Origin of the sequence: Methylobacterium sp. WL119, from assembly GCF_008039875.1 — a bacterium.
GTDB lineage: Bacteria > Pseudomonadota > Alphaproteobacteria > Rhizobiales > Beijerinckiaceae > Methylobacterium.
Genome location: NZ_VRUU01000001.1, coordinates 99,608 through 126,063, shown reverse-complemented (window position 1 = coordinate 126,063; position 26,456 = coordinate 99,608). Strand labels below are relative to the sequence as shown.

General features: G+C 70.1%; 23 protein-coding genes and 1 tRNA gene. 13 read left to right on the top strand and 11 right to left on the bottom strand.

Annotated elements, in window-relative coordinates:
• Positions 1 to 30: 30 nt before the first annotated feature.
• Positions 31 to 867: a cytochrome c oxidase subunit II gene (gene coxB, locus FV227_RS00570; protein ID WP_147725192.1), complete on the bottom strand. Its 837-nt coding sequence runs from the start codon at positions 865 to 867 to the stop codon at positions 31 to 33.
• A gap of 285 nt (positions 868 to 1,152) precedes the next feature.
• Here coxB and fdhD point away from each other — a divergent pair, with 285 nt between their 5' ends.
• The gene (gene fdhD / locus FV227_RS00565) at positions 1,153 to 2,013 is read left to right on the top strand and encodes a formate dehydrogenase accessory sulfurtransferase FdhD (RefSeq protein WP_147725190.1); all 861 of its coding nucleotides are present in this window, start codon (positions 1,153 to 1,155) and stop codon (positions 2,011 to 2,013) included.
• A gap of 7 nt (positions 2,014 to 2,020) precedes the next feature.
• Here the strand turns inward: fdhD and FV227_RS00560 are convergent, their stop codons facing one another.
• Complete coding sequence (locus FV227_RS00560; protein WP_147725188.1) at positions 2,021 to 3,010, bottom strand: hypothetical protein; 990 nt, start codon at positions 3,008 to 3,010, stop codon at positions 2,021 to 2,023.
• Positions 3,011 to 3,805: 795 nt separating this feature from the next.
• Here FV227_RS00560 and gltB point away from each other — a divergent pair.
• The 5 genes from gltB (at position 3,806) to FV227_RS00535 (ending at position 11,247) form a co-directional block, all read left to right on the top strand.
• On the top strand, positions 3,806 to 8,506 hold the full coding sequence (gltB, locus tag FV227_RS00555; RefSeq protein ID WP_147858096.1) for a glutamate synthase large subunit: 4,701 nt from the start codon (positions 3,806 to 3,808) through the stop codon (positions 8,504 to 8,506).
• A 25-nt stretch (positions 8,507 to 8,531) separates the two neighbouring features.
• Positions 8,532 to 8,801: a BrnT family toxin gene (locus FV227_RS00550; protein ID WP_147725184.1), complete on the top strand. Its 270-nt coding sequence runs from the start codon at positions 8,532 to 8,534 to the stop codon at positions 8,799 to 8,801.
• Positions 8,764 to 9,054 (top strand): BrnA antitoxin family protein, encoded by a 291-nt coding sequence (locus FV227_RS00545; RefSeq protein ID WP_147725183.1) that lies wholly within the window; start codon positions 8,764 to 8,766, stop codon positions 9,052 to 9,054. The genes FV227_RS00550 and FV227_RS00545 overlap by 38 nt, the downstream gene beginning before the upstream one ends.
• A 99-nt stretch (positions 9,055 to 9,153) precedes the next feature.
• Positions 9,154 to 9,765 carry a glutathione S-transferase family protein gene (locus FV227_RS00540; protein ID WP_147858138.1) on the top strand — a complete coding sequence of 204 codons (612 nt, stop codon included), beginning with the start codon at positions 9,154 to 9,156 and terminating at the stop codon, positions 9,763 to 9,765.
• Between the two features lie 48 nt (positions 9,766 to 9,813).
• Complete coding sequence (locus FV227_RS00535; RefSeq protein ID WP_147858095.1) at positions 9,814 to 11,247, top strand: glutamate synthase subunit beta; 1,434 nt, start codon at positions 9,814 to 9,816, stop codon at positions 11,245 to 11,247.
• A gap of 16 nt (positions 11,248 to 11,263) precedes the next feature.
• Here FV227_RS00535 and FV227_RS00530 read toward each other — a convergent pair whose 3' ends face one another.
• A complete protein-coding gene (locus FV227_RS00530) occupies positions 11,264 to 12,661 on the bottom strand; it encodes a DUF459 domain-containing protein (protein ID WP_147858094.1) in 1,398 nt (465 codons plus the stop codon).
• Positions 12,662 to 12,938: 277 nt separating this feature from the next.
• Positions 12,939 to 14,621 (bottom strand): methyl-accepting chemotaxis protein, encoded by a 1,683-nt coding sequence (locus FV227_RS00525; protein WP_147858093.1) that lies wholly within the window; start codon positions 14,619 to 14,621, stop codon positions 12,939 to 12,941.
• A gap of 119 nt (positions 14,622 to 14,740) precedes the next feature.
• Between FV227_RS00525 and FV227_RS00520 the strand changes: the two genes are divergently transcribed.
• Entirely contained in the window at positions 14,741 to 15,910 is a 1,170-nt protein-coding gene (locus FV227_RS00520; RefSeq protein ID WP_147858092.1) for a PAS domain-containing protein, read from the top strand.
• A 345-nt stretch (positions 15,911 to 16,255) separates the two neighbouring features.
• Here FV227_RS00520 and FV227_RS00515 read toward each other — a convergent pair whose 3' ends face one another.
• Positions 16,256 to 17,479, bottom strand: a complete 1,224-nt coding sequence (locus FV227_RS00515) for a lytic murein transglycosylase (protein WP_246686332.1) — start codon at positions 17,477 to 17,479, stop codon at positions 16,256 to 16,258.
• A gap of 4 nt (positions 17,480 to 17,483) precedes the next feature.
• Positions 17,484 to 18,476, bottom strand: coding sequence for a UDP-glucose 4-epimerase GalE (gene galE / locus FV227_RS00510; protein ID WP_147858090.1), 993 nt, complete (start codon positions 18,474 to 18,476; stop codon positions 17,484 to 17,486).
• A gap of 161 nt (positions 18,477 to 18,637) precedes the next feature.
• On the opposite strand from galE, the gene FV227_RS00505 reads away from it, so the two are divergent.
• Entirely contained in the window at positions 18,638 to 19,504 is an 867-nt protein-coding gene (locus FV227_RS00505) for a UTP--glucose-1-phosphate uridylyltransferase (protein WP_147727372.1), read from the top strand.
• Between the two features lie 491 nt (positions 19,505 to 19,995).
• On the opposite strand, the gene FV227_RS00500 is transcribed toward FV227_RS00505, so the two are convergent.
• Positions 19,996 to 20,898 carry an N-formylglutamate amidohydrolase gene (locus FV227_RS00500; protein WP_147727373.1) on the bottom strand — a complete coding sequence of 301 codons (903 nt, stop codon included), beginning with the start codon at positions 20,896 to 20,898 and terminating at the stop codon, positions 19,996 to 19,998.
• 213 nt (positions 20,899 to 21,111) lie between these two features.
• Here FV227_RS00500 and FV227_RS00495 point away from each other — a divergent pair, with 213 nt between their 5' ends.
• The 4 genes from FV227_RS00495 to FV227_RS00480 all read left to right on the top strand — a co-directional run bounded on the left by FV227_RS00495 (position 21,112) and on the right by FV227_RS00480 (position 23,143).
• On the top strand, positions 21,112 to 21,468 hold the full coding sequence (locus tag FV227_RS00495; RefSeq protein ID WP_147727374.1) for a response regulator: 357 nt from the start codon (positions 21,112 to 21,114) through the stop codon (positions 21,466 to 21,468).
• An 86-nt stretch (positions 21,469 to 21,554) separates the two neighbouring features.
• Complete coding sequence (grxC, locus tag FV227_RS00490; protein WP_147858089.1) at positions 21,555 to 21,824, top strand: glutaredoxin 3; 270 nt, start codon at positions 21,555 to 21,557, stop codon at positions 21,822 to 21,824.
• Complete coding sequence (locus FV227_RS00485) at positions 21,817 to 22,674, top strand: carbon-nitrogen hydrolase family protein (RefSeq protein ID WP_147727376.1); 858 nt, start codon at positions 21,817 to 21,819, stop codon at positions 22,672 to 22,674. Before grxC ends, FV227_RS00485 begins: the two co-directional genes overlap by 8 nt.
• Before the next feature lie 4 nt (positions 22,675 to 22,678).
• Positions 22,679 to 23,143, top strand: a complete 465-nt coding sequence (locus FV227_RS00480; protein ID WP_147858088.1) for a DUF1178 family protein — start codon at positions 22,679 to 22,681, stop codon at positions 23,141 to 23,143.
• A gap of 53 nt (positions 23,144 to 23,196) precedes the next feature.
• On the opposite strand, the gene FV227_RS00475 is transcribed toward FV227_RS00480, so the two are convergent.
• Both FV227_RS00475 and FV227_RS00470 read right to left on the bottom strand, forming a co-directional pair.
• The gene (locus FV227_RS00475) at positions 23,197 to 23,685 is read right to left on the bottom strand and encodes a disulfide bond formation protein B (RefSeq protein WP_147727378.1); all 489 of its coding nucleotides are present in this window, start codon (positions 23,683 to 23,685) and stop codon (positions 23,197 to 23,199) included.
• Entirely contained in the window at positions 23,686 to 24,267 is a 582-nt protein-coding gene (locus tag FV227_RS00470) for a YqaA family protein (RefSeq protein ID WP_147727379.1), read from the bottom strand.
• 156 nt (positions 24,268 to 24,423) lie between these two features.
• Here FV227_RS00470 and FV227_RS00465 point away from each other — a divergent pair.
• A tRNA-Leu gene (locus FV227_RS00465) sits at positions 24,424 to 24,508 on the top strand.
• 6 nt (positions 24,509 to 24,514) lie between these two features.
• Here the strand turns inward: FV227_RS00465 and FV227_RS00460 are convergent.
• A complete protein-coding gene (locus FV227_RS00460) occupies positions 24,515 to 25,207 on the bottom strand; it encodes a type 1 glutamine amidotransferase (protein WP_147727380.1) in 693 nt (230 codons plus the stop codon).
• A gap of 64 nt (positions 25,208 to 25,271) precedes the next feature.
• On the bottom strand, positions 25,272 to 26,453 hold the full coding sequence (locus FV227_RS00455) for a ceramide glucosyltransferase (protein ID WP_147858087.1): 1,182 nt from the start codon (positions 26,451 to 26,453) through the stop codon (positions 25,272 to 25,274).
• Positions 26,454 to 26,456: the final 3 nt, after the last annotated feature.

Below are 26,456 nucleotides of genomic sequence, written 5' to 3'. Positions count from 1 at the left end.
CCGTCGCGGCGCCGGCCCGAGGCGCGCCCGCTACCGGGCGTCGGCGAGCTTGGACCCGTCGTCGATGCGGGCGTACTTGGTCTTGGCCTCGCCGAGCCAGGCTGCGTAGGCCTCGTCGTTCACGACGCGGACGACGATCGGCATGTAGGCGTGGCGCTGGCCGCAGAGCTCGGAGCACTGGCCGTGATAGGTGCCCTCGCGGTCGGCCTTGAACCAGAACTGGTTGAGGCGGCCGGGGACGGCGTCGATCTTGAAGCCGAAGGACGGCATCGCCCAGGAATGCATGACGTCGGCGGCGGTGACCTGGATCTTGACGATCTTGTTCACCGGAACGACCATCTCGTTGTCGGTCTGCAACAGCCGCGGCTGCTTGTCCTCGTCGATGTTGGCGTCGAACGAGAAGCCGCCGCCCTGGTCGGCGGGGTACTCGTAGGACCAGTACCAGGCGTGGCCGGTGACCTTGATCATCACGTCGGACTTCGGATCCGACAGCTGCACGCGCAGCAGGCGGAACGACGGGATCGCGACGGCGACGAGGATGAGCACCGGGACGATGGTCCAGGCCACCTCGATCAGGGTGTTGTGGGTGGTCTTCGAGGGCGTCGGGTTCCGCTTCTCGCTGAAGCGGTAGATGCACCACAGGATCAGGCCGAGCACGAACACGCAGATGGCCAGCGACAGCCAGTGCACCCACGACTCGAACTGGAGGATGTCGCGGGCGTTCTCGGTCACGGGGACCTGGCGGTCCATCTGCCAGGGCTCGGGCTGGCCGATGCCGGCGGCCAGGGCCTGCGACGACGTCAGGAGCAGCGCGCCGAACGCGGCGAGCCCCCTCATGGAGCGGTGTTTCGTCTGCGCCGTCCGCATGTGCCTCTCGTGGCTCCCCTTGGTCACGTTACGCTCCGTCGACCGCCCGCATCTTGCTTGAACGAGGTTTGCGGTGTCGCTCGACGGAATGGACGCCCCGAAGGCGCGTGGCCCGGGTATCCGATCGCGGTGTCAGACCACAAGGTCGTGAAAGGCGCAACCGCACAAGCGTCGCATCGCACGCTTTCCGGACGCTCCGCTCCGTCACCCGGGCGATCGCCGCAGGGGCGGCTCGGCCCGCGGCCTGCTATAGGGCGTGCTCGGGTCGAGCGGCGGGAACAGCCCATGACGGACGGACGGCGGCCGGTTCAGGCCACTTCGGAGACGGGCCTGCGTGATACGGCCTTGCAGGTGGCGACCCGCGTCGTCGCCTACGCCGCGCCGGAGCCGCGCGACGATCACCGCGCGCTCGCCGTCGAGATGCCGGTGAACCTCGTCTACGGCAGCGTGCCCTATGCGGTGATGATGGCGACGCCGGCCGACCTGGAGGATTTCGCCTACGGCTTCAGCTTGACCGAAGGCATCGTCGCGGCGGCCGACGAGATTCGCGGCGCCGCGGTCGAGCCGGGCGACGGCGGGCTGCGCCTGCTGGTGGATTTGGCGCCCGGGCGCCTGCGCGAGCATCTCGCCCGCAAGCGCGCGATCAGCGGGCGCACCGGCTGCGGCGTCTGCGGGATCGAGGATCTCGCCGCCCTGCCGCGGGCCGAGACCCGGGCCGCGTCGGGCCGCGTGCGCGTCGGGACGGAGGCGATCGCGCGGGCCTTGTCGGATCTCGGCGATTCCCAGGTGCTCGGGCGCGAGACGCGGGCCGTGCACGCCGCCGCCTGGGCGCGCTTCGACGGGAGCCTCGTGGCGGTCCGCGAGGATGTCGGCCGGCACAACGCGCTGGACAAGCTGATCGGGGCGCTGATCCGGACGAGAACCGACCCGGCCGCGGGCTTCCTCGTGATCACCAGCCGGTGCTCGTTCGAGATGGTCGAGAAGGCTGCGCATTTCGGCGCGTCGGTCCTGGTCGCGATCTCGGCCCCGACCTCGCTCGCGATCGAGCGGGCGCGCCTGCACGACATGACGCTCTGCGCCATCGCCCGGGCCGATTCGTTCACGCTGTTCTGCGGGGACGAGCGCGTGGTCGGCCGCGCAGGGTAGCGGCCGATCAGGGTGTCGGCGCGTCCTTGTCCGGCGCGCCCGGCACGAGGGTCGCGCCACCGATGACGCGGACGTTGCGCTTGGCCTCGGGCGGATTCTTCCAGCTCTGGTCGGCGGGTTTGACCTCCGAGGTCTTCACGTCCACCGGCTTCGATTCGCCCGGCTTCGATTCGACCGACTTGGCCAAGGTCCCGTCGGCGGGCGGCTGGACCGCTGCCGGAGTCGGCGTGACGCCGGGAACCGGCGCGGCCTTCGGCTGATCCACGGCGGCGACGGGAGCCTCCGGCTTCGCCTCGGGCTTGGCGGCGTCCACCGGGCGGAGCTTGGGCGCCTCGGGAACGGTGCGCGCCTGCGCTTTTCCTTCGATCGCCTTGCCATCGCGCGCCTTCTCGTCGAGCGCTTTGGTGTCGGACAACCGTGGCGGGTTGGCGACGCGGGCGAGCTTGCGCGGCGATTCGGCGGGGCCGCGCCGATCGGGGTTGATGCCTTGCGGGTTCGGGTCCGCGAGCGTGCGCCCCGGCATGCCGTTCGATCCGTCGGGTCGGGCATAATCGGCCTCGGCCGGCGCACGGCGCAGGGGCATTCCGCGTGCCTCGGGCAACGGGATGTCGGACGGCGGGAGCAGGCGCTCTGCCTGCCGCATCGGCTGGCGCGGCATCTCGTCCTCTTCGGTCCAGCCGTAGCCGGGCGCCGGGCGGGTAAGGGCGATCGGGCCGTCGTCGAGGCGCTGGCGGCCGAGGATCGCGCCGTCCCGGGCATCGACGAACAGGCGCACGCGGGCACCCATCGGGTTGAAGGCCTCGACGATGTAGGCGCGTCCGTCGAAGCGCGGGCGGCTCATGCCGCTGAAGCCGCGCTCGCTCAGGCGCCATGCGACGGCGCGCGGCGGCATGATCGCCTCGTCGTACGCGTATTGCGCCCGCGCCGCGTCGGCGGCACCGATTAGCAGGGCGCAGGCGGCGAGGCCCGCACGGAGACGACGATAGGATCGGTTCACGGCTGACCTCCCGGTCGCATTCTCAAGATCGCCCGAAATCTCCGCAGGCGCTCGCCCCGCGCCGGGGAGTCCCGATCGGGACCTGCCGACGATCCGGCCCGGGCCCCGCGCCGAAGGACCGCGTCCCGCGTGTCCTTCGGCCATTCCGGCAGGGTCGTTGCCCCGCATGCCGCTTGTGCTCGGCGCTCGCCTTTGAGCGGAGGATTTGGGCGCAATTGCGGGAGAAAGCGGGCGGCGAAGGGCCGATCTCGACCACGATCCACCCGTTCGCATGGCCCCTCGCACGACGGGGAATTGGGTCGCCTGCCGATCCGGTATGGGGGCGGACATGGGACCGGACATGGGATCCGGCATGGGATGCGGCATCAAAACGCCGCTTTTGGTCCCGCGGGGCCCTTGCTGGAATTTTTGAAATCTGCCAGTTTGCAGCGTTAGGACAGTATGACTGTCCCATTTCTAGTGCGCGCGTGCGAACGATGCCGCGCGGTGGGGCCGTTCAGGCCTGGGCAGAGGGTTTCGGGACGTGACCATCGTGACGTCGAAACGAGATCGCGAGCCGGTCGCCGCAGAGGCGATCCGGGCCCACGCCGGCTGACATCGGGCCGGTGCGAGCCCGCGGGTAGCGGGCGCTTCCTCCACCGAGGACCCTCCCGAGACCCGACGAGACAAGATGACTGGCCCGGCCTCGCTTGAGCGCCGGGCATGAAACATGCTCGCCTGGCGGGCATGGGCGTTCGAACGGGTCTGGTCGATCTTTCGGGGATGGTGGGCATGGCGGCTTTCGGGAATGCGGACATGGCCGTGAGCGGGAACCTCAACGCCGACACGGCGCCGGCGGCCCGCGACGGCGTCGCGCCGCTGGTGGTGCGCGATCCGGCGATGCCGGTGGCGCAGGGCGCCTATGATCCCCGCAACGAGCGGGACGGCTGCGGCGTCGGCTTCGTCGCCGACATGCACGACCGGCGCACCCACGCCATCGTCGAGCAGGGCCTGAAGATCCTGGAGAACCTCGACCATCGCGGCGCGGTCGGAGCCGACCCGAAGATGGGCGACGGCTGCGGCATCCTCACGCAGATCCCGCACGCCTTCTTCGCCGAGGAATGCTCGCGCCTCGGCTTCGAGCTGCCCCCGGCCGGCGACTACGCCATCGCGCAGCTGTTCATGCCGAAGGCCGACGAGCCGCGCGCGATCATCGAGGCCATCGTCGAGGAAGCGCTCGCGTCGGAAGGGCTGCCCCTGCTCGGCTGGCGCGACGTGCCGGTCGACCCCGAGGATCTCGGCATCGCCGTGAAGGCGACCGAGCCGCATCACCGCCAGCTCTTCATCGGGCGCCCGGCCTCGGCGGCCGATGGCGACGCGTTCGAGCGGCGCATCTACGTCGCCCGCAAGGTGATCTCCGGCCGCGTCTACGGCCTGAAGGACCCGCGGGTGATGGAGTTCTACCCCGTCTCCGTGTCGAGCCGGACCATCGTCTACAAGGGCATGGTCCTGGTGAACCAGCTCGGGAACTACTTTCTCGACCTGAAGGACCAGCGCTTCGTCTCGGCGATCGCGCTGGTGCACCAGCGCTTCGCCACCAACACCTTCCCGACCTGGCGCCTGTCGCACCCCTACCGGATGGTGGCGCATAACGGCGAGATCAACACGCTGCGCGGCAACGTGAACTGGATGTCGGCCCGCCAGGCGAGCGTCGATTCGGAGCTGTTCGGCAACGACATCTCGAAGATCTGGCCGATCTCCTACGAGGGCCAGTCCGACACCGCGTGCTTCGACAACGCACTCGAGTTCCTCGTGATGGGCGGCTACCCGCTGGCCCACGCGATGATGATGCTCATCCCCGAGGCCTGGGCCGGCAACCCGCTGATGGGCGAGGATCGGCGCTCGTTCTACGAGTACCACGCCGCGCTGATGGAGCCGTGGGACGGGCCCGCCGCCGTCGCCTTCACCGACGGCCGCCAGATCGGCGCGACCCTCGACCGCAACGGCCTCCGCCCCGCCCGCTACATCGTCACCGACGATGGCCTCGTCGTGCTCGCCTCCGAGATGGGCGTTCTGCCGATCCCGGACGAGAAGATCGTCCAGTCCTGGCGCCTGCAGCCGGGCCGGATGCTGCTGATCGACCTCGAGAAGGGCCGCATCGTCGACGACGAGGAGATCAAGGGCGAGCTCGCCGCCGCGCACCCCTACGCGGAGTGGGTGAAGAACACCCAGATCGTGCTCGAGGACCTCAAGCCGGTCACCGCCCGCGAGAGCCGCACCGACGTGTCGCTGCTCGATCGCCAGCAGGCCTTCGGCTACAGCCAGGAAGACCTCAAGCTGCTCATGGCGCCGATGGCCGTGACCGGCCAGGAGGCGGTCGGCTCGATGGGCACCGACACGCCGCTCTCCGCTCTGTCCGACAAGTCGAAGTCGCTCTACACCTACTTCAAGCAGAACTTCGCGCAGGTCACCAACCCGCCGATCGACCCGATCCGCGAGGAGGCCGTGATGAGCCTCGTCTCGTTCATCGGCCCGCGCCCGAACCTGCTCGACATGGAAGGCGCCTCGCGCCGCAAGCGCCTGGAAGTCCGCCAGCCGATCCTGACCAACACGGATCTCGAGAAGATCCGCTCGATCGGCCATTTCGAGGACCGCTTCGACACCAAGACGCTGGACATCACCTACCCGGCCGAGACCGGCGCGGCGGCGATGAACGGCGCGCTCGACCGGCTCTGCGACCGCGCGGAAGTCGCGGTGCGCGGCGGCTACAACATCATTGTCCTGTCCGACCGCGCGGTCGGCCCCGACCGCATCCCGATCCCGGCGCTGCTGGCGACGGCGGCCGTGCACAACTACCTGATCCGCAAGGGGCTGCGCACCTCGGTCGGGCTCGTGGTCGAATCGGGCGAGCCGCGCGAGATCCATCACTTCGCGTGCCTGGCCGGCTACGGCGCCGAGGCGATCAACCCGTATCTCGCCTTCGAGACGCTGGTGGCGATGAAGCACGAATTCCCGCCGGACCTCGTCGACGAGGAGATCATCTACCGCTACATCAAGTCGATCGATAAGGGCCTGCTGAAGGTCATGTCGAAGATGGGCATCTCGACCTACCAGTCCTATTGCGGCGCGCAGATCTTCGACGCGATCGGGCTGAACTCGGCCTTCGTCGCGCGCGACTTCTTCGGCACCGCGACGATGGTCGAGGGCGTCGGCATGGCCGAGATCGCCGAGGAGACCGTGCGCCGCCACGCCGACGCGTTCGGCGACGCGCCGATCTATCGCAACGCCCTCGATGTCGGCGGCGAGTACGCCTACCGGCTGCGCGGCGAGGCCCATACCTGGACCCCGGACTCCGTTGCGACGCTGCAGCATGCGGTGCGCCTCGGCGTGCCCGAGCGCTACCGCGAATACGCCAAGCTGGTGAACGACCAGGAGCAGCAGCTCAAGACCCTGCGCGGCCTGTTCCGGATCAAGCTCGCCGGCGAGATCGGACGCGAGCCGGTGCCCGTGGAGAGCGTCGAGCCGGCCGCCGACATCGTCAAGCGCTTCGCCACCGGCGCGATGTCCTACGGCTCGATCTCGAAGGAGGCGCACGAGACCCTGGCGATCGCCCTGAACTCCTTCGGCGGCCGCTCGAACTCGGGCGAGGGCGGCGAGGAGGTCGAGCGCTTCAAGCCGCTGCCGGACGGTCGCTCGCGCCGCTCATCGATCAAGCAGGTCGCCTCCGGCCGCTTCGGCGTCACGACCGAGTACCTCGTCAACGCCGACATGATGCAGATCAAGGTCGCGCAGGGCGCCAAGCCCGGCGAGGGCGGACAGCTGCCCGGCCACAAGGTCGACGCCAAGATCGCCAAGGTCCGCTATGCCACGCCCGGCGTCGGCCTGATCTCGCCGCCGCCGCACCACGACATCTACTCGATCGAGGATCTGGCACAGCTGATCTTCGACCTGAAGAACGTGAACCCGGCGGCCGACGTCTCGGTCAAGCTCGTCTCCGAGGTCGGCGTCGGCACGGTCGCGACCGGCGTCGCCAAGGCGCGGGCCGACCACATCACCATCTCGGGCTTCGACGGCGGCACCGGAGCGGCGCCGCTGACCTCGCTCAAGCATGCCGGCGGCCCGTGGGAGACCGGCCTCGCCGAGACGCAGCAGACGCTGGTGATGAACCACCTGCGCGGCCGCGTCGCGCTGCAGGCCGACGGCGGCATCCGCACGGGCCGCGACGTGCTGATCGCGGCCCTGCTCGGCGCCGACCAGTTCGGCTTCTCGACCGCGCCGCTGATCGCGGCCGGCTGCATCATGATGCGCAAGTGCCACCTCAACACCTGCCCGGTCGGCGTCGCGACCCAGGACCCGGTGCTGCGCAAGCGCTTCAAGGGCACCCCCGAGCACGTGGTGAACTACTTCTTCTACGTCGCCGAGGAGCTGCGCGAGCTGATCGCGGCGATGGGCTTCACCAAGCTCGAGGACCTCGTCGGGCGTTCCGACTTCCTCGACAAGGTCGAGGCGATCCAGCACTGGAAGGCGCGCGGGCTCGACTTCTCGAAGCTGTTCCACCGTCCCGACGTCGGGCCGGAGGTCGCCATCCGCTGGGTCGAGACGCAGAAGCACCCGATCGACCACGTCCTCGACCGGCGCCTGATCGCCGGCGCGCAGAACGCGATCGACACCGGCGAGCCGGTGGTGCTCCACGACGTGATCCGCAACTCCGACCGCACCGCGGGCGCGATGCTCTCGGGCGCCGTCGCCAAGGCGCACGGCCACGAGGGCCTGCCCGACGACACCATCGTGGTGAAGCTCTCCGGCACGGCCGGCCAGAGCTTCGGCGCCTGGGTCGCAGCCGGCGTGACGATCGAGCTCACCGGCCACGGCAACGACTACGTCGGCAAGGGCCTGTCGGGCGGCAAGCTGATCATCCGGCCGAGCGACGCGCTTAAGGCGCCCGCCGACAGGACCATCATGGTCGGCAACACCGTGCTCTACGGCGCCATCGCCGGCGAGTGCTACGTCCGCGGCTCGGCCGGCGAGCGCTTCGCCGTGCGCAACTCCGGTGCGATCACCGTCGTCGAGGGCATGGGCGACCATGGCTGCGAGTACATGACCGGCGGCGTGGTCGTGTCGATCGGCGAGACCGGCCGCAACTTCGCCGCCGGCATGTCCGGCGGCATCGCCTACGTGCTCGACGAGGACGGCTCGTTCTCGGCCCGCTGCAACCTCTCGATGGTCGATCTCGAGCCGGTCGAGGAGGAGGACGACCTGATGCGCCGCTTCCACCAGGACGGCGACCTGGAGACCAAGGGCCGCGTCGACATCCTCGCCGACATGTCCGGCCACGACGAGGAGCGCCTGTCGCAGCTCATCACCAATCACCTGAAGTACACGGGCAGCCCGCGTGCCAAGGCGATCCTCGACGACTGGGCGGGCTACCGCACCAAGTTCGTCAAGGTGATGCCGGTGGAGTACCGCCGGGCGTTGCGCGAGATGGAGATGGCACGGATGCCGGTGGCGGCCGAGTAGGCGCGCGCCGGCCTCGTGCCGGTCGATGGAGATCACGTTCGATCCCGCGAAGCGTCTGGTGACGTTGCGCGAGAGGGGCCTCGATTTCGCACGCACCCCTGAAGTCTTCGCCGCCGCGGTGACGACCTTCAGGGACGAGCGGATGGACTACCGCGAGGCGCGATCGATCACGGTGGGAATGCTCGACGGACGGATGGTGGTCGTCGTTTGGACCGAACGGGATCATACTCGCCGGATCATCAGCATGAGGAAGGCCAATGACCGAGAGCAAGCGCGCTATCGCGAACGCGGCTGACCGACCGCTGAACCCCGACGAGATCGGCTGGGATCCGGACGACGCGCCGGAACTGGACGAGGCTTGGTTCGAGAAGGCCGATCGTTTCGTCGGCGGCCGCCTGATCGAGCGCGGGCACCGTCCCGGCGAGACTGAACGGTTGGTGCTTCCCACCGATCTCGTCGAGCGGTTCCGAGCCGGAGGGCCAGGCTGGCAGATACGGATCGAGACCGCGCTCAAGGAATGGTTGCGCGAGCATTCCGACCGGCTCTGAGCCGGCCGACGGACGGCCCAACGAAACACGCGAGCGATGGCGGACATCGCGAGGGGGGACGACATGACGGCGACGCTTGCGACGATCCCACCTGCCGCCATGCGGATCTACGGCGATCTCACCTCGGGCAATTGCCTGAAGATCAAGATCGTCGCCGATCGGCTCGGCCTCGCCTACGAATGGGTTCAGGTCGACGCGCTGAAGGGCGAGAGCCGGACGCCCGCCTACCTCGCTCTGTTTCCGGCAGGCCAGATCCCGGGCGTGGCGTTCGCGGACGGGCGTCGGCTCGCGCAGTCGAACGCGATCATCCGCTACCTCGCCCGCGGCAGCGCGTTGCTGCCGGACGATGCCTTCGCGGCGGCGACGGTCGATCAGTGGCTGTTCTGGGAGCAGTACAGCCACGAGCCGGCGGTCGCGGTCTGCCGGGCGGAGATGAAGTTCCGCGGCGTGCGGCGCGAGGCCCGCGATCCGGCCAGGGTCGCGCGCGGCGAGGCGGCGCTCGACCTGATGGAGCGGCATCTCGCCGGAACGGGCTGGTTCGTGGGCGACGACGCGACCATCGCCGACGTCGCCCTGTTCGCCTACACCCAGTGGGCCGACGAGGGTGGATTCGATCTGGCCGCGAGGCCCGCGATCCGGGATTGGCTCGACCGATGCAAGGTCGCGTTCCGGATCGAACCCGACGCTATCGCCACCGCCGCCGGTCGCTGACCCGATCGCGGCACCACCGATTTTTCGCTACCGACGCTGAGCATCCCGATGGGCAAGATCACCGGCTTCCTCGAATTCGACCGGCAGGACCAGAAGTACCAGCTCGCGGCCGACCGCGTGCGGCACTTCCGCGAGTTCACCCTGCCGCTCGACGAGCACGACCTGAAGAAGCAGGCCGCCCGCTGCATGGATTGCGGCATCCCGTTCTGCCACGGGCCGACCGGCTGCCCGGTGCACAACCAGATCCCGGACTGGAACGACCTCGTGTTCCAGTCGGATTGGGAAGAAGCCGCGCGCAACCTGCACTCCACCAACAACTTCCCGGAATTTACCGGCCGCATCTGCCCGGCGCCGTGCGAGGAAGCCTGCACGCTGAACCTCGAGTACCAGCCCGTCGCGATCAAGACGATCGAGCAGGCCATCGCCGACCGCGCCTGGAACATGGGCTGGGTCAAGCCCGAGCCGTCGTCGATCCGCACCGGCAAGAAGGTCGCGGTGATCGGGTCGGGCCCGGCCGGCCTCGCGGCGGCGCAGCAGCTCGCCCGGGTCGGGCACGCGGTGCACGTCTACGAGCGCGAGCCGAAGGCCGGCGGCCTGCTCCGCTACGGCATCCCCGACTTCAAGATGGAGAAGCGCCACATCGACCGACGCGTGAAGCAGATGGAAGCCGAGGGCGTGGTCTTCCACTACAACCAGAACGTCGGCGTGACGAAGCCGGTCGAGGAGCTGACCGCGGAGTTCGACGCGGTGCTGTTCTCCGGCGGCGCCGAGGACCCGCGCAACCCGCAGCTGCCGGGGCAGGAGATGGAGGGCGTGCACTACGCGATGCCCTACCTGATCCAGTCGAACCGCCGCGTCGGCGCCGAGCCGATGCGCGGCAACGGCGAGGCGCCGATCCTGGCATCGGGCAAGAACGTGGTGGTGATCGGCGGCGGCGACACCGCGTCCGATTGCGTCGGAACCGCCTTCCGGCAGGGCGCCCTGTCGGTGACGCAGCTCGACATCCGGCCGCGCCCCCCCGAGCGCGAGGACAAGCTCTCGGTCTGGCCGTACTGGCCGACCAAGATGCGGACCTCGTCGAGCCAGGCCGAGGGCGCCGAGCGCGAGTTCCAGGCGGCGACGCTCCGGCTCGAAGGCAACAAGAAGGGCCGGCTCACCGGCGTCGTCTGCGCGCGCGTCGACGCCAAGCGCCAGCCGATCGAGGGCAGCGAGTTCGTGCTGCCGGCCGACCTCGTCTTCATGGCGATCGGCTTCGCCGGCTCGATCCAGAAGGGTCTGCTCGAGCAGTCCGGCATCACGGTCGACAAGCGCGGCAACGTCACCGCCAACGAGGAGGATTACCGCACCTCCGACCCGAAGATCTGGGCGGCCGGCGACATGCGGCGCGGCCAGTCCCTCGTCGTCTGGGCGATCCGCGAGGGCCGTCAGGCCGCCCGCTCGATCGACGAGACGCTGATGGGTGCCTCGATCCTCCCGCGCTGAGGTTTTCGCCGGGCGTTCAGCCCGGCGGCCAGCGGAAATCGTCGGCGCGGCCGGGCTGCGGCAGCGGTGCCGCCCCGCGCTGGAGCGCGCGCTCGACCGTGCCGGTGGCGTCGCCGTCGCGCGGTCGACCGCTGACCAGGACGCCGCCGGGCGACAGCTCGATCCGGCCGAGCGGGACGACCGGCCCCGCCGCCGGCTTGACGGGGAGGGCCGGGACGCCGGGCGGCTCGGGCAGGCTCGGCAACATCGCCGTGATCTGCCTGTCAATCGCGGTGACGTCGTCGAAGGTCGTCGCCGGTGCCCCGTCGAGCGGCGTCGCGGGCAGGGCCGAGACGGCGGCGGCCGGCTGCTCGGGCGCGGTGGGCGCCGTCGCACCCATCAGGCGCTTCAGCTCCACGTCGGCGAAATGCGCGAGCTTGCGGGCGCCGGCATGGGTGAAGTGCACGCCGTCGGCGGTGCGGAGCTTGGCGCTCTGCCCGTCGAGGTCCGGTCCCGTGGCGGTGTAGTGGTTGCGGTCGTCGGAGAAGCCCGGCCCGACATCGACGTAGGTGCCCCCCGCCTTGGTCACGGCATCCCGGACGATCTCGTTGAGGCTGCCGAGGTCGCGCGTCAGGCTCTCGCTGCGCATCGGCGGGGCGCCGACCCAGACGAGCGGAATCTTCCGGTCGGTGAAGACCTTCACCAGTGCGTCCACGCGGGTTCGGTAGACCTCGCGCCAGCGGTCAGAGAGCGGATCGAGGGTCTGGTCCCCGTCGCGCATCGGCTGGCGATCGTTGGCGCCGAGCATGACCACGGCATAGCCGACCTTCGGGTTCGCCTTCAGGTAGTCCTCTGCGGCCTTCGGCCAATCGACGACGTCCCTGCGCACGAGGCCGCTGTCGGCCTTGGCGCGGTCGATCACCGCGACGTCGGCGGTGTCCTCGAACACGTCGTCCAACCCGCGGCTGAGATGGTCGGCCAGCGAATCGCCGAACACCGCGATCTGGACCTTCGCCTCCGTCTTCTTCACGGCCGGCGCCGACGCCGCGACCGTGGGCGCCGGCCGGGTCTGCGGACGCCGAAGCTGGCGGCCGGTCTCCGCGCTGGCGGGCGGTCGCACGCGCGGCGGCCGATAGGTCGGGGCCGCCTGCCGCGGCTCCGGCGGGCTCGGCCGGTCTTCCCACGGCCAGTAGAACTGGCGCTGCTCGGGCTCCGGCGCGGCGCGGCGCGGCGCGCGGGCATAGCCGTCGTCCTCGCGGTAATAGGCGTCGCGGCCGCGTCGGCGCGGCTGGTCGTAGCTGTCGCCCCACTGCGCCTCGGCCGGCGACGGCGGCAGGAGGACGAGCGGAAGCGCGAGGCCGGCCCCGAGCGCCAGAACGAGGCGGCGCGCCTTGGCGGCTGCCGCGTCGGCTCGGTTTGTCGCGTCGCGTCTCATGCGCCCTCCGGTGCCGCGGGTCTCGACCCGCGGGCGACCATAGCGGAGCGGCCGCGCCGCGTCTAAGAGTCTCCCGCGAAACCTCCCGAGCGCCGGCGGTCTCCTGTGCCCACGATGGCGCGACGGCGGTTCCGTGACCGATGACGGGCGGCCATTCGACCCTGAGAGCGTCGGTCTTCCGACGAGACCCGATCGTTCGGCCCCCTCATCCTTCGCAGACGCCGAAGCGGCACCGCGAGGATGAGGGAAACGGGCCGACGAACGCGTCGACGGGGTTTCAGGCGGCGCGGACGGTGGCTAGGAAGTGCGCGACCTCCGCGCCGAGGCGTTCGGATTGGCGCGACAGCTCGGAACTCGACGCCAGGACTTGGGTCGCGGCAGCGCCCGTGTCCTCCGACGCGCGCGCCACGCCCGCGATGTGGGCCGTGACCTCGCTCGCACCGGCCGAGGCCTGTGCGACGTTGCGCACGATCTCCTGGGTCGCCGCTCCCTGCTCCTCGACGGCCGCCGCGATCGTCGCGGCCACCGCATTGATCTCGCGGATCCGGGTCGTGATGCCGCCGATCGCGCTCACGGCCTGATCGGTCACGTGTTGCACGTGCCCGATGCGTTGGCTGATCTCCTCGGTGGCCTTGGCCGTCTGGCCGGCCAACTCCTTCACCTCCGTCGCGACGACCGCGAAGCCGCGGCCAGCCTCACCGGCACGCGCGGCCTCGATCGTGGCGTTCAGGGCGAGCAGGTTGGTCTGCGAGGCGATGTTGGAGATCATCCCGACCATGGCCCCGATCTGCTCGGCGGCGTGGCTGAGCTCCTGCACCAGCCGCGCCGTCTGATCGGCGTCCACCACGGCGGCTCGCGCCAGCTCGGACGAGCTGGACATCTGCCGTCCGATCTCCTGCACCGAGGATCCGAGTTGCTCGGCGGCGATGGCCACCGTGCTCACGTTGTCCGCTGCCTGCGTGGCCGCCGCTGCCACGGTGCCCGACTGCGCCGCCGTGTCGCCGGCGGTCGCGGTCATCTGCTGGGCCGTCGCCTGCAACTCGGTGGCCGCCGACGAGACCTGCCCGACGATGCCGCCGACGGCCGCTTCGAAGGCGTCGGCCATCTGCCGCATCCCGGCCTGGCGCTGCCGCTCCGCCGCCAACCGCCCCTGGGACATCTCCTCCTCCAAGGCCTGCGTGCGGATCAGGTTCTCCTTGAACACCTGCACCGAGACGGCCATCGCCCCCAGCTCGTCGCCGCGCCGGGTCGCGGGCACCTCGGCCGCCGTGGCGCCCCGCGCGATGGCGCTCACGCAGGCGGCGAGCTGGCGGATCGGGCGGCCGATCGAGAGGGCCGAGAACACGGCCGAGCCGATCAGGACGAGGATGACGGTGCCGCCGATGGCGAGCCCGATCCGGTTGGCGGACTCGGCGGTCGCGACCGTGTTCCGCCGCGCCTCGTCCGCGAAGCGCTGGGCATTGGCGACCGATTCCGTTCCCGCCTCGTTCAACAGCGTGTTCACGCGCTGCTGCTCGGCGACGATCCGCGACAGCCTGTTCCCGTCGACGGACCGCGCGCCATTTTCGAAGCGGATGATGTCGGCCAGCGATGCCGCGAGGTCGGCGTAGGTGACGAGATTCGTCCGAAGGTCCTGAAGAACGCCCGGGATGAGCGCGATCCGGATCGGCTCGTCGAGCGCCGCTGCGCCGGTTGCCTTGCCGGCGCGGATGCGCTCGGCGACGCGGGCGACCTGCTCGGTGGTTTCCGCGGTGCGGATGTCGCCGACTGCCGCTTGAAGCTCCGCGTGCGAGAGGCGGGTCTGCTGGATGCCTGCAAGGATGATCTGCTCGCGTCCGGCCGCGGCGTTCGCGTCGATGATATGCTGGGCGCTGATCCACTGGTTCATGACGAGGGCCGTGGCGAGCAGGACTCCGATCACGCCCGAAGCACCAAGTTTCTTTCCGATCGTCCAACGCATGATGATAAATCCCCCGAATTCTTGAGAACATCAACAATCCGGACGACAGACCTGCGACGCGACATCGCGACGACCATCACGGACGTCTCGGAAGATAGAAGATTTTCATGGATGCATGATTGACCGCACGTCTCACAATGCGCGTTTCCGGCTTGCGAACGACACCGTCCGAGAGCGCAAACCGCTCGGTTCGACTCCGAGCGATGAATAAAAGAGCGATATGCACTCTTTCGCCCCGGCTCGACGTTGCGTTCCGACGGAGCGTCTGGCCAAGTCGGGCGATGCCCGCCCGACGCCATGCATCCTCCTACCAGTTGCTCAACCTTCTCGAGGCGACCGGCCAGGTCGGCGTCTGGTCCCTCAACCTGCGGACCGGCGAAATGAGCGGCTCGCTGGGTCTCGCCCACATCACCGGCCTGCCTTCGGACGAGAGCCTCCTCGGCCTGCTCGACCGACTTCTCCACCCGGACGATCGCGAAGCCCTCGGCGAGCTGTTCGACATGCTCTACAGCGGCCGGGCGATCGACCGCACGGTCCGGCTTGTGCGTCCCGACCACACCGTGCGCTGGGTTTCGGTCAAGGCCCAGATCGTTCTCGACGACGCCCATCGGCCAATGCGTGCCGAGGGCATCGCCTTCGACGTGACCGGCCCGCACGAGGCGCGTCTGCTCGCCGAGCAGAGCACCGCACGCTATCGCGGCCTCGTTCATGCCATCGCGGCCGTGGTCTGGACGACGGCTCCGGATGGGAAGGCGCGGCCAAGCCCGACATGGCAGGTCCTGACCGGGCAGACGGGCCCGGAGATGCAGGGCGACGGTTGGCTCGCCGCGATCCACCCGGAGGATCGGGCACGGATCGAGTCGGCATGGCGAACGGCGATGGAGCACGGCACGCCTTACGAGGCGGATCACCGTGTTCTCCGCGCGGACGGGACGGTCCATTGGTACAGCAACCACACCATACCCCTCCACGATGCCGATGGTTCGGTGCGCGAGTGGATCGGGATCATGCAGAAGATACCGCCCAGCGGTCGATTCTCGTCGCCTGAGATCACCGGGACGCTCGTGCGCGGAGCCCGCGCAATGCTGCGCTGGTCCGTCGTGGATCTGGCTCGGGCCGCCGGCGTCTCTGTCTCGAGCATCCGGCGCCTGGAGGAGGAGGTCGGGACGGTGCAGCCGCGAACCCGCTTGGCGATGCGTCGAGCCCTGGAAGGCGCCGGCATCGATTTCATCGGGACCCTCGACGGCATGACGGGGGTGATCTTGACCAGGGATCGGCGTGGCGCCTGATCGTTTGGATCTCGAGCCGACGCGCCGTCGGGGCCGGCGATCGATGATGCCGCGCCCTTGGCGGCCGGCATCGCCGGACGGTTCGACGTCATGCCCACTCGGATCGGACGTGTCTTGAGAGCGCCTTCAGGCGCGGTGGATGCCGGCTCGCGCGAAGCGCGGTCGACTATGCAACACGCGGGCGTCCCTCATAAAACGCCCGATCATCGGAGCCTCCTCCTGTGTCCAGAACGGCGCGACGGACATTTCGGGACGGCTGTCATGCCGGATCGCATAGACCGGGATCCCAGAGGCCCGGCGGAACGCCGCCGTGCGGCGCGAGGTCCGGGCCTCGACGGGTTGGCCTCAGCGAGGCCTGGCGTCGGTCCGGCCCGCGAGACGGTCGCGCAGGGCGGGCGTGGCGTAGCCGTCGGCGGTCAGGCCTTCGCGGATCTGGTAGCGCCGGATCGCCTCGCGCAGCTTCGGCCCGGCGCGGCCGTCGGCCTCGCCGGCATAGAGGCCCTGCGCGGCGAGGCCCGTCTGCAAGGCCTGGAGGCCGGCCTTGTCGAGGCGGGACGCCGCGCTCGGCCAGGGTGCGACGAGGGGCGGCCCGCCGGCCAGGCGGTCGGCGAGATGGCCGACCGCCAGCGCGTAGGAATCCGAGGTGTTGTAGCCGCGGATCACCTCGAAGTTGTCGGTGATCAGGAAGGCCGGCCCGCCGGCGCCGCCGGGCAGGAACACGGACGCTCCGCCCTTGTCCGGCAATGGGCCGCCATCGATCCGGCTGACGCCGCGGCGCGAGAATTCAGGCAGGTCCGCGGCGTAGCGTGTCAGGTCGAAGCCCTCGGGCAGGCGGACGGCGTAGCCCCACGCGATCGCGGGATTCCAGCCGAGGTCTTTGAGGTAGGCGGCGATCGAGGCGAGGGAATCGGCGTCGCTCGCCCAGATGTCGCTGCGGCCGTCCCCGTCGAAGTCGACCGCGTGCGTCAGGAACGTCGAGGGCAGGAACTGCACCTGTCCCATCGCGCCGGCCCAGCTGCCGAGCATCCGGTCCGGCGCGACGTCGCCGCGCTGCTGAATCGCGAGGGCGGCGAGCAACTCGTCGCGAAACAGCGTGCCGCGGTGCCGGGCGGCGGCGAGCGTCGCCAGCGCGCGGATCGTCGGCACCGAACCGCCGCTCGCGCCGAAATCCGACTCGATGCCCCAGATCGCGAGGAGCACCGAGGCCGGAACGCCGTAGCGCGCCTCGATCGCCGGGAGGGTCGGCCCGAGCGCTGCTCCACGGGCCCGGCCGCGGGCGATCCGCGCCGGCGAGACCGCCCCGACGAGATAGTCCCACACCGGCCGCCCGAACTCGCTCTGCCCCTTGATGCGGGCGAGCACCGTGGGGTCGGGCACGACGCCGCGGAACGCCGCATCGAAGGTCGCCGGCGCGATCCCCTTAGCGAGCGCATCCGCGCGGAGAGCCGCGACGAAGCTGGGGAACGCGCCCGCCCGGCCGGCTTGCCCGACGGCGGCAGGCTCGGCGAGGGAGCCGCCCGGAGCGGCAGAAAAGCAGAGGGCGAGGAGCGCGGCGCGGATCGGGCGCACGGCCTCAGTGCCTGTTGCGCTTGGGCAGGGCGTCTTCCCAGTCGAGCGCTTGGCGCACGATCGCGTCGAGGTCATCGTGCTTCGGGCGCCAGCCAAGCTGCTCGCGGATCCGCGACGCCTCGGCGACGATCCGCGCCGGATCGCCGGGGCGGCGGGGCGAGAGGCGCACCGGGAAGTCGCGACCGGAGACGCGCTTCACCGTGTCGATCACCTCGAGCACCGAATAGCCGGTGCCGTAGCCGCAATTCAGCGTCAGGCTCTCGCCGCCGGCGCGCAGGTAGTCGAGGGCGACCCGGTGCGCCTCGGCGAGATCGGAGACCTGGATGTAGTCGCGCAGGCACGATCCGTCCGGCGTCGGGTAGTCGGTGCCGAACACCTCGAGATGCGGGCGCTGGCCGAGGGCCGCCTGCGTCGCGACCTTGATCAGGTGGGTGGCGTTCGGCGTGGACTGCCCGGTGCGCCCGCGCGGGTCGGCACCAGCGACGTTGAAGTAGCGCAGGATGACGTAGCTGAAGCCGTGCGCGGCCGCTGCGTCGCGGATCATCCACTCGCTCATCAGCTTCGAGCGGCCGTAGGGGTTGATCGGGTTGGTCGCGAGGTCCTCCGGCACCGGCACGGTCTCCGGCTCGCCGTAGACCGCGGCGGTCGAGGAGAAGATGATGTGCTTCACGCCGGTGCGCACCGCGGTCTCGATCAGCGCGCGCGTCTTCACCGTGTTGGCGAGATAGTAGTGCAGCGGGTCGGCGACCGAGTCCGGCACGACGATGCGGGCGGCGAAATGGGCGATCGCGTCGACGCGGTTCTGCAGAATCGTCTCGGTGACGAGGCCGGGGTCGCCGACGTCGCCGCGCACGAGCTTCACCTCCGGCGGCAGGGCCCAGTCGAACCCGGTGGAGAGGTCGTCGAGGACGACCGTCTCCTCCCGCCCGGCATCCTGCAGGGCGAGAACCATGTGACTGCCGATATAACCGGCACCACCCGTGACCAGAACCGCCATCGTTGCCCCTGAAAGAAACCGCGCCAACCAGCAAGCGGAAGCTTGCTTTTAACCGATAATGCTCAATCGTGCCGCGCAACGGCGCGAAGCCGTCCGCTTGCCGTGCTAGTGTTGCCCGGAACGCCCGGCCCGTCCAACTCCCACGTTTGGGTTTTTGCTCGATGAAACCGATCCGAAAGGCCGTCCTCCCCGTCGCGGGCCTCGGCACCCGCTTCCTGCCGGCCACCAAGGCCGTCCCGAAAGAGATGCTGACGGTGGTCGACCGGCCGGTCGTCCAGCACGTGGTCGACGAGGCGCGGGAAGCCGGCATCGAGCACTTCATCTTCGTCACCGGCCGCGGCAAGGCGGTGATCGAGGACCATTTCGACATCGCGTTCGAGCTCGACCGGATGCTGCAGGAGCGCGGCAAGTCCGCGGCCTACGAGGAGCTGAAGCGCGACCTGCCGGCCGCCGGCCAGACCAGCTTCACCCGTCAGCAGGCGCCGCTCGGCCTCGGCCACGCGGTGTGGTGCGCCCGCGAGATCGTCGGCGACGAGCCCTTCGCCGTGCTGCTGCCGGACATGCTCAGCCGCGGCTGCATGGGCCAGATGCTCGCTGCCTACGAGCGCCACGGCGGCAACGTCGTCGCCGTCGAGGAGGTCGCGCCGGAGGAGACGCATCAGTACGGCATCGTCAGCGTCGGCGAGACCTTCGGCCAGACCTTTGAGGTCACCGGCATGGTCGAGAAGCCGAAGCAGGGCACCGCGCCTTCGAACTTCATCATCTCGGGCCGCTACATCCTCCAGCCGGAGATCTTCGGCATCCTCGAGCATGGCGAGAAGGGCGCGGGCGGCGAGATCCAGCTCACCGACGCGATGATCAAGCTGATGGCCGAGCAGGACTTCTTCGGCATGCACTACGAAGGCCGCACCTACGACACCGGCTCCAAGCTCGGCTTCCTCACCGCCAACATCGCCTACGCGCTCGACCGGAAGGACCTGGCTGGCCCACTCAAGGCCGAGATCGCGAAGCTTCTGGCGGACGGTTAGGCGGCTGCGGACGTGCAGCCGGAGCGGGCGGGGTATGCGCAACCGGTAGGGGTATTCCGCTTGCGTTTTGTGCGCCGCAATTTACTTTGTGCATTGCGGGATCGCGATGGCGTCGCGGTCCGGCAGCCCTTCTTGGGCGTTTCCTCCCTAGACTTCGGGCCGCTCCTTCGGGGGTGGCCTTTTTTCTTGGTCGCAGGACTGCCCGACGTGTCTGGTCGGGCCCGGGGTCATCGGTTTCACGCAACCACGGTTCTGCACGCTCCCCGGCATCCCGGGGCGCCGAAGGCGAACCCGGGACCCGGAACCGCAGGCCGTTCTCGATCCTGCCGTCGTCGGCTCTGGATTCCGGGTTCCGCTGCGCGGCCCCGGGATGACGGGGACGGGGTGATCGGCCATGCCCGCTCGCGGGCGAGGATTGCCGGAGAACGACCGGCAACCTCGGAAGGACCTGCGGCGCCCTGCGCCCGATCCAACGAGCGGCCGTTATCGACCTATTCGGCGGCGATGCCGATCGGCGTCTCCGAGCCGAGGTCGTCGGCGACCTCGACGATCGCCTCGCCGAGCGCCTTGGCCAAGTCGAAGAAGCCGGGCGTGATCGCGAGGCTCGCCTCGTTCATGTAGAGGGCGCGGTTGATCTCGATCTGCAGCGCGTGCCGGCCGATGTTCGGCTCGCCGTAATGCTCGGTGATGAAGCCCCCGGCATAGGGCTTGTTGCGTACCACCTTGTAGCCGCGGGCGCGGAAGGCCGCCTCGAAGGCGTCGATCAGCGCCGGGTCGCAGGCGGTGCCGAAGCGGTCGCCGAGCACGAAGTCCGCCCGCGCATCTTGATCGCGTCCGAGGCTCGACGACGGCATCGAGTGGCAGTCGATCAGCATGCAGCGCCCGAATTCCCGCACCGTGCGCAGGATCAAGCCGCGCAAAGCCCGATGATACGGCTTGTACAGCCCGTCGATGCGCGCCACCGCCTCGTCCACCGGCATGCGCGCGGCATAGATCTCCTGCCCGTCCGAGACGACGCGCGGCACCGTGCCGAGGCCGCCGGCGACGCGCATCGAGCGCGTGTTGGCGAAGGGCGGCAGGCGGCCCTCGAACATCCGCGGGTCGAGCTCGTAGGGCTCGCGGTTCACGTCGAGATAGGCGCGCGGGAAATTGCAGCGCAGCAGCGGCGCGCCGAGCTCGACCACCTGGGCGAACAGCCGGTCGACATGCGCGTCCTCCGACCGGCGCAGCGACAGCGCGTCGAGCCGCGAGGCCTTCAGGAAGCTGTCCGGGTAGACCGACCCGGAATGGCCGGTGTTGAACACGAACGGCAGCGTGTGCCGCGTCGGCTCGTCCACGGCGAAGGCGGGCGAGAAGCCGAAGGCGTCTGTCTGATGCGGAAAGGGGAGCGTCATCGGCGGGGAGGCGCACCGTCGGGAATGGGAACGGCCAACGTCAAGGCCGCACTGTGGGGCGGCGGCGGCGGCCTGTCCACCGTGCCGGCGGGCTCCGGCATGGCCGCGCGGTGCGGCCTGTCACCTCGCAGGGGCGGCAAATCCTAACGTCTTGTTTACCGTTGGCTCCCTTTATGAAAAGAACGTTGCGATTCGAGGGTCCGGAACCGTCCGATGAAAATTCTCTTGGCGGAAGACGACAACGACATGCGCCGGTTCCTGGCCAAGGCGTTGCAGAATGCCGGCTTCGACGTGCTGTCGTTCGACAACGGCCTGTCGGCCTACAATCGCCTGCGCGAAGAGCCGTTCGAGCTGCTGCTGACCGACATCGTGATGCCGGAGATGGACGGGATCGAGCTCGCCCGCCGGGCGACCGAGCTCGACCCGGACATCAAGGTGATGTTCATCACGGGCTTCGCCGCCGTGGCGCTCAACCCGGATTCGAAGGCTCCCAAGGACGCGAAGGTCCTGTCGAAGCCGTTCCACCTGCGCGATCTGGTCAACGAGGTCGAGAAGCTGCTCGCCGCTTGAGGCGGCCGGCGTGACGTTCCGGCCATAGGCGATCGGGACCGCCGACCCCTATATGGTCGTGTCATCCGCGGGACGCGAACACGCCCATGAATCCGGTTACGATCTACACGACGGCGTGGTGCCCCTACTGCTCGGCGGCCAAGAGCCTGCTCAAGGAGAAGGGCGTCGCATTCCGTGAAATCGACGTCGAGAAGACGCCCCCCGAGCGCGCCACCATGATGGCGCGCGCGGGCGGACACACCAGCGTGCCGCAGATCTTCATCGGCGAGACCCATGTCGGCGGCTGCGACGACCTCTACGCCCTCGACAAGGCCGGCAAGCTCGATGCGCTGCTGAAGGCCTCGGCGAATGCCTGAGACCCGCTTCGTCGCCGCCTGCGTGCAGATGCGCTCGGGTCGCGACCCGGGCGCGAACCGCGACGCGGCGGTGGCCGGCGTGCGGGATGCGGCATCGCGCGGCGCGCAGTTCGTCCAGACCCCGGAGATGACCTCGCTGGTCGAGCGCGACCGTGCACGGCTCTTCGCGGTGGTGCGCGGCCAGGACGAGGACGAGACGCTGGCCGCGCTCCGCGACGCGGCACGCGAGACCGGGACGGTGGTGCAGATCGGCTCCCTCGCGATCCGCGCCGGCGAGAAGATCGCCAACCGCGCCTTCCTGATCGGTGCGGACGGCGCGATCGTCGCGGCCTACGACAAGCTGCACCTGTTCGACGTCGACCTGCCGAGCGGCGAGCGCTGGCGGGAATCCTCGACCTATACCGGCGGCGCCTGCGCCGTCGTCGCGCCGACGCCGTGGGCCGAGATCGGGCTCGGCATCTGCTACGACATCCGCTTCCCCGCCCTCTACCGGGCGCTCGCCGAGGCCGGCGCCTCGGTGCTGACGGCGCCGGCGTGCTTCACCCGGCAGACCGGCGAGGCGCATTGGCACGTGCTGCACCGGGCGCGCGCGATCGAGACCGGGTCGTTCATGATCTCGGCCGCCCAGGGCGGGACGCACGAGGACGGTCGCGAGACCTACGGGCACTCGCTCATCGTCGATCCGTGGGGCCGGGTGCTGGCCGATGCCGGCGGCGCCGAACCCGGCGTGATCCTGGCCGAGATCGACCTTTCCGCGGTCGCGGATGCGCGCGCGCGAATCCCTTCGCTGCAACATGGGCGCCCGTTCACGGTCGAGCGGGTCGGCTCCCTAGGAACCGCCCCGTCGTGACGGCATGATCCGGTACAGTCTCGTCTGCGAGGCCGGGCACGGCTTCGAGAGCTGGTTTCCCTCGTCCGAGTCCTTCGACGATCAGGCGGCGCGCGGCCTCGTGACCTGCCCGGTCTGCGACACGTCGCGGGTGGTGAAGGGCCTGATGGCGCCGAGCCTCGCCCGCACCGACCGCGGGCGCCCGGTGGGCGACGCGGATCTGCCCGTGCCCGTCGCGCCCGCCCCGGTGCCGATGATCGCCGAGCCGGAGCGGCGCATCCGCGAGATGCTGCGGAGCCTGCGCGAGCACGTCGTCGCATCGGCCGAGCATGTCGGGACGCGGTTCCCGGAGGAAGCGCGCAAGATCCATTACGGCGAGACGCGGGAGCGCGCGATCTACGGGCAGGCCAGCCCGGACGAGGCCCGCGCCCTGATCGACGAGGGCATCGACGTCGCACCCCTGCCGCCGATGCCCGACGATCGCAACTGATCGATCGCGCGGTCGAAGCGGCCGGGCGTTCGGAAGCGATCGCGTCGGATCGCTCAGGGCTTCGCTGCGGCCGTGCCGGCGATGCCGGCGAGCACGAAGGCGATGACCGCGTTCCAACCGGCGAGCGAGACGCCGAGCACCCGCATCGCCGCGGTCGAGCAGTCGACGACCTTCGTCGTCTGCAACGCGTTCAGAAAATCGCCGACGGCCGCCGGGTTCGCGCCCGTGCCGCCGCCGCAATCGGTCGGGCCCGGCCAGAAACCCCACTCCGCGCCGGCGTGGTAGGCGCCGAGCCCGGCGCCGTAGAGCAGGCCGGCCGCGGCCAGCCCGAGGGCGAGGCGCGAGAGCCGCTCGGACAGGAACAGCGCGAGGACGGCGAGCGGTACCGCCGCGTAGTAGGGCAGGCGCTCGGTCAGGCAGAGCTTGCACGGTGCGTAGCCGTAGCCGAACTGCAGCACCAGGGCGGCGCCGACCGTGAGGATCGAGCCGATCAGGACGGCGAGCGCGGCGCGGCGCAGGCGCAGCAGGGCGGCGTAGCTCATCTAGAGGATCACCTTGAACAGGACGAAGCCGAGGACGATCACCGCGACCGAGATCGCGACGACCGCGTTGAGATGGCGGTCGAGCACGCCGCGGATCTGGACGCCGTAGCGCCCGAGCAGCCCGGCGAGGATGAAGAAACGCGCGCCGCGGGTGACGATCGACAGCAGCGTGAACCAGAACAGGCTGTAATGGGCGAAGCCCGAGGTGATGGTCACGAGCTTGTAGGGGATCGGCGTCAGCCCCTTGAGCAGGATCACCCAGTGCCCGTACTCGGCATAGGATTGCTGGAAGGTCGCCGCCTTGTCCTGCAGGCCGTAGAGCCGGATCAGCCAGGTTCCGAGCGAATCGAACAGCAGCGCGCCGATGGCGTAGCCGACGAGGCCGCCGAGCACCGAGCCGACCGTGGCGATCAGCGCGTAGAACCACACCCGGTCGGGCCGGCTCACCGCCATCGGCACCAGCATCGCATCGGGCGGGACCGGGAAGAAGGAGCTCTCGGCGAACGCCACGGCGCCCAGGACGTAGGGCGCGGAGGGCTTGCCCGAAAGTGCGAGTATCCACTCGTAGAGGCGGCGGATCATCGGGCCTGTCTGTGCATCGGGTTCCTCGGGGCAGGGCGCCCTTTGAGCACAGCCGGCCCGACCGCACCAGCGTGCCGGCGATCCGCCGCACGCCGTGCGCGACCCCGGGAAAGGGCTTGGCCCGGCCACGGGACCTGTGCGAAAAGGCTCCCCGTCGCGGGTATGGTGGAACTGGTAGACGCGGGCGACTCAAAATCGCCAGCCGCAAGGCGTGGGGGTTCGATTCCCTCTACCCGCACCAACCTTCTCATTCCTGCTCCAGGAATCGTCGGATCCAGCCCGCCACCCGGTGCCGGTCGTCCGGTGCGTCGAGCGAGGCGAGCGCCGCTTGCGCCCGCTCCGGATCGTCCTGCGCATCGGCATGGCCGGCGATCAGGGCGCGGGTGTAGTCGGGCTCGAATTCCGGGTGGAACTGCACCGACAGCGCGGCGCGGTCCCAATATTCCAGCATCGCGTAGGGCGTGAAGGCGCTCGCCGCGAGCACGCGGGTCGCGGGCGGGGCCACGACGACCTGATCCTGATGGAACGCCGCCACCGCGATCCGCGTCGCGTCGTCCATGAACGGCGCCCGCTCCGTCACCGCGTAGCCGTGCAGGCCGAGGGCGCGCCCCTTCTCCGAGCGGATCGCGCGGCCGCCATAGGCCTCCGCCATCACCTGATGCCCGAAGCAGATGCCGACGAGGCGCTTCTCCGGCGGGAGCGCGCGCAGGGCCGCGATCAGCGGCGCGATCCACGGCAGCGGATCGTAGACGCCGGCCGCCGAGCCGGTGACGGCGTAGCCGTCGAACGCCTGCCAATCGGTGGGCATCCGTCCTGCGCGGACATCGAAGATCGTGCTGTCGTGCGCCGGCCCGATCATCCGGGCCGTCATCGCGCCGTAGGAGGGAAAGCGGTCGAGCCGCGCCGGAGGCGATCCGGCTTCGAGGATGGCGATGCGCACGTGACCGACCGCTGCTGATGATCCGCGACCGGCATCGCGCCGTTCGCGCCGCGATGCAACCGGCTCAGGCGGGGCGCGCCGTCCGCCCGACCCGTCGCGGCCGGACGACGGGCTTGAGGCGGATGTCCATGGCGTTGCCGCGCCAGACGATCGCGCGATGGGTCCAGGCCGCGCACCAGACCAGCGGGATCAGCGCGTCGCGCAGAACGAAGGCGAGGAGCAGGCGGGGGGCGTGGAACCAGCCGGCGCGCGTCGCCAGCCGGAGCTCGGCGGCGTAGCCCAGAGCTGCGAGAGCGGCGAGGCCGGCCGCCGCCGTCCAGGTTCCGGCCAGGAGCCCTGCGAGCAGGAACGGCAGCAGCGTGCCGCTGGCGATCTCGGGCGCGAAGAACAGCGGGAACGTCACCCGGCGCAGGCGCGCCCAGCGGATCTGGCGGGACCAGACCTCGGACGCCCTGCGGCGCCCCAGCGGCTGCTCGAACGGCGCTGCGACGAGGTGGACGCGGCGGCCGGCCGCGCGCACCAGCTTCGTCGCCGCCGCGTCCTCGGCGATCTCGGCGGCCAGCGCCCGGATGCCGCCCTGCGCCTCGAGGAACGGGCGATGCCAGAGCATGCTCTTGCCCTGCGCGAAGCCGAGCCCCACCGCCTCGCCGGCATATTGCCAGCGCGCCTGAAGGGTGTTGAGGAAGGCGCACTCGACCGCGGCCCAGATCCCGTCCGGCCGCGCGCCGATCGGCGTCGAGCAGACGAGGCCGGTGTCGGCGCGCCACGCCGCCTGCATCCGCTGCAGGTAGTCCGCCGGCATCAGCACGTTCGAGTCGGCGATGACGATCCAATCGTGTCGCGCCGCCTCCCAGCCCCGCACGCAGTTGTTGAGCTTCGGGTTGTCGCTGATGCGCTCGTCGCCGATCAGGATGCGGGCCGGAACCTGCGGATGTGCCGCGACCAGGCGGCGGACCAGCGGCAGCACCGGATCGGCGGCATCGGCGACGCAGAACAGGATCTCGTAGGCCGGGTGGTCGAGCGCGAAGCCGCGGGCGAGGGTCTCTTCGCTGAAGGTCTCGAGGCCGCAGACCGGGCGCACCAGGGAGATCGGTGCGCCGGCGGGGAACGTGGTCTCGCCGGGCGAACGGCCGATCCGCCGACCCGCCACGATCAGGCTCGCGAGGTGGACGATCGTCAGGAGCGCGCACGGCGCGAGGGCGAGCGCGGTGCCGTCGAGGGCCGGTAAGGTGCTGGCGAGACCCATGCG

What these genes read in the sequence shown, in the direction of transcription:
- FV227_RS00535 (WP_147858095.1), top strand. Translation starts at nt 9,814, where the DNA reads ATGGGCAAGATCACCGGCTTCCTCGAATTCGACCGGCAGGACCAGAAG.
- FV227_RS00540 (WP_147858138.1), top strand. Translation starts at nt 9,154, where the DNA reads ATGCGGATCTACGGCGATCTCACCTCGGGCAATTGCCTGAAGATCAAG.
- grxC (WP_147858089.1), top strand. Translation starts at nt 21,555, where the DNA reads ATGAATCCGGTTACGATCTACACGACGGCGTGGTGCCCCTACTGCTCG.
- FV227_RS00550 (WP_147725184.1), top strand. Translation starts at nt 8,532, where the DNA reads ATGGAGATCACGTTCGATCCCGCGAAGCGTCTGGTGACGTTGCGCGAG.
- galE (WP_147858090.1), bottom strand. Translation starts at nt 18,476, where the DNA reads ATGGCGGTTCTGGTCACGGGTGGTGCCGGTTATATCGGCAGTCACATG.
- gltB (WP_147858096.1), top strand. Translation starts at nt 3,806, where the DNA reads ATGGCCGTGAGCGGGAACCTCAACGCCGACACGGCGCCGGCGGCCCGC.
- FV227_RS00480 (WP_147858088.1), top strand. Translation starts at nt 22,679, where the DNA reads ATGATCCGGTACAGTCTCGTCTGCGAGGCCGGGCACGGCTTCGAGAGC.
- FV227_RS00485 (WP_147727376.1), top strand. Translation starts at nt 21,817, where the DNA reads ATGCCTGAGACCCGCTTCGTCGCCGCCTGCGTGCAGATGCGCTCGGGT.
- FV227_RS00505 (WP_147727372.1), top strand. Translation starts at nt 18,638, where the DNA reads ATGAAACCGATCCGAAAGGCCGTCCTCCCCGTCGCGGGCCTCGGCACC.
- FV227_RS00495 (WP_147727374.1), top strand. Translation starts at nt 21,112, where the DNA reads ATGAAAATTCTCTTGGCGGAAGACGACAACGACATGCGCCGGTTCCTG.
- FV227_RS00470 (WP_147727379.1), bottom strand. Translation starts at nt 24,267, where the DNA reads ATGATCCGCCGCCTCTACGAGTGGATACTCGCACTTTCGGGCAAGCCC.
- FV227_RS00525 (WP_147858093.1), bottom strand. Translation starts at nt 14,621, where the DNA reads ATGCGTTGGACGATCGGAAAGAAACTTGGTGCTTCGGGCGTGATCGGA.
- FV227_RS00475 (WP_147727378.1), bottom strand. Translation starts at nt 23,685, where the DNA reads ATGAGCTACGCCGCCCTGCTGCGCCTGCGCCGCGCCGCGCTCGCCGTC.
- fdhD (WP_147725190.1), top strand. Translation starts at nt 1,153, where the DNA reads ATGACGGACGGACGGCGGCCGGTTCAGGCCACTTCGGAGACGGGCCTG.
- FV227_RS00500 (WP_147727373.1), bottom strand. Translation starts at nt 20,898, where the DNA reads ATGACGCTCCCCTTTCCGCATCAGACAGACGCCTTCGGCTTCTCGCCC.
- FV227_RS00545 (WP_147725183.1), top strand. Translation starts at nt 8,764, where the DNA reads ATGACCGAGAGCAAGCGCGCTATCGCGAACGCGGCTGACCGACCGCTG.
- FV227_RS00530 (WP_147858094.1), bottom strand. Translation starts at nt 12,661, where the DNA reads ATGAGACGCGACGCGACAAACCGAGCCGACGCGGCAGCCGCCAAGGCG.
- coxB (WP_147725192.1), bottom strand. Translation starts at nt 867, where the DNA reads ATGCGGACGGCGCAGACGAAACACCGCTCCATGAGGGGGCTCGCCGCG.
- FV227_RS00455 (WP_147858087.1), bottom strand. Translation starts at nt 26,453, where the DNA reads ATGGGTCTCGCCAGCACCTTACCGGCCCTCGACGGCACCGCGCTCGCC.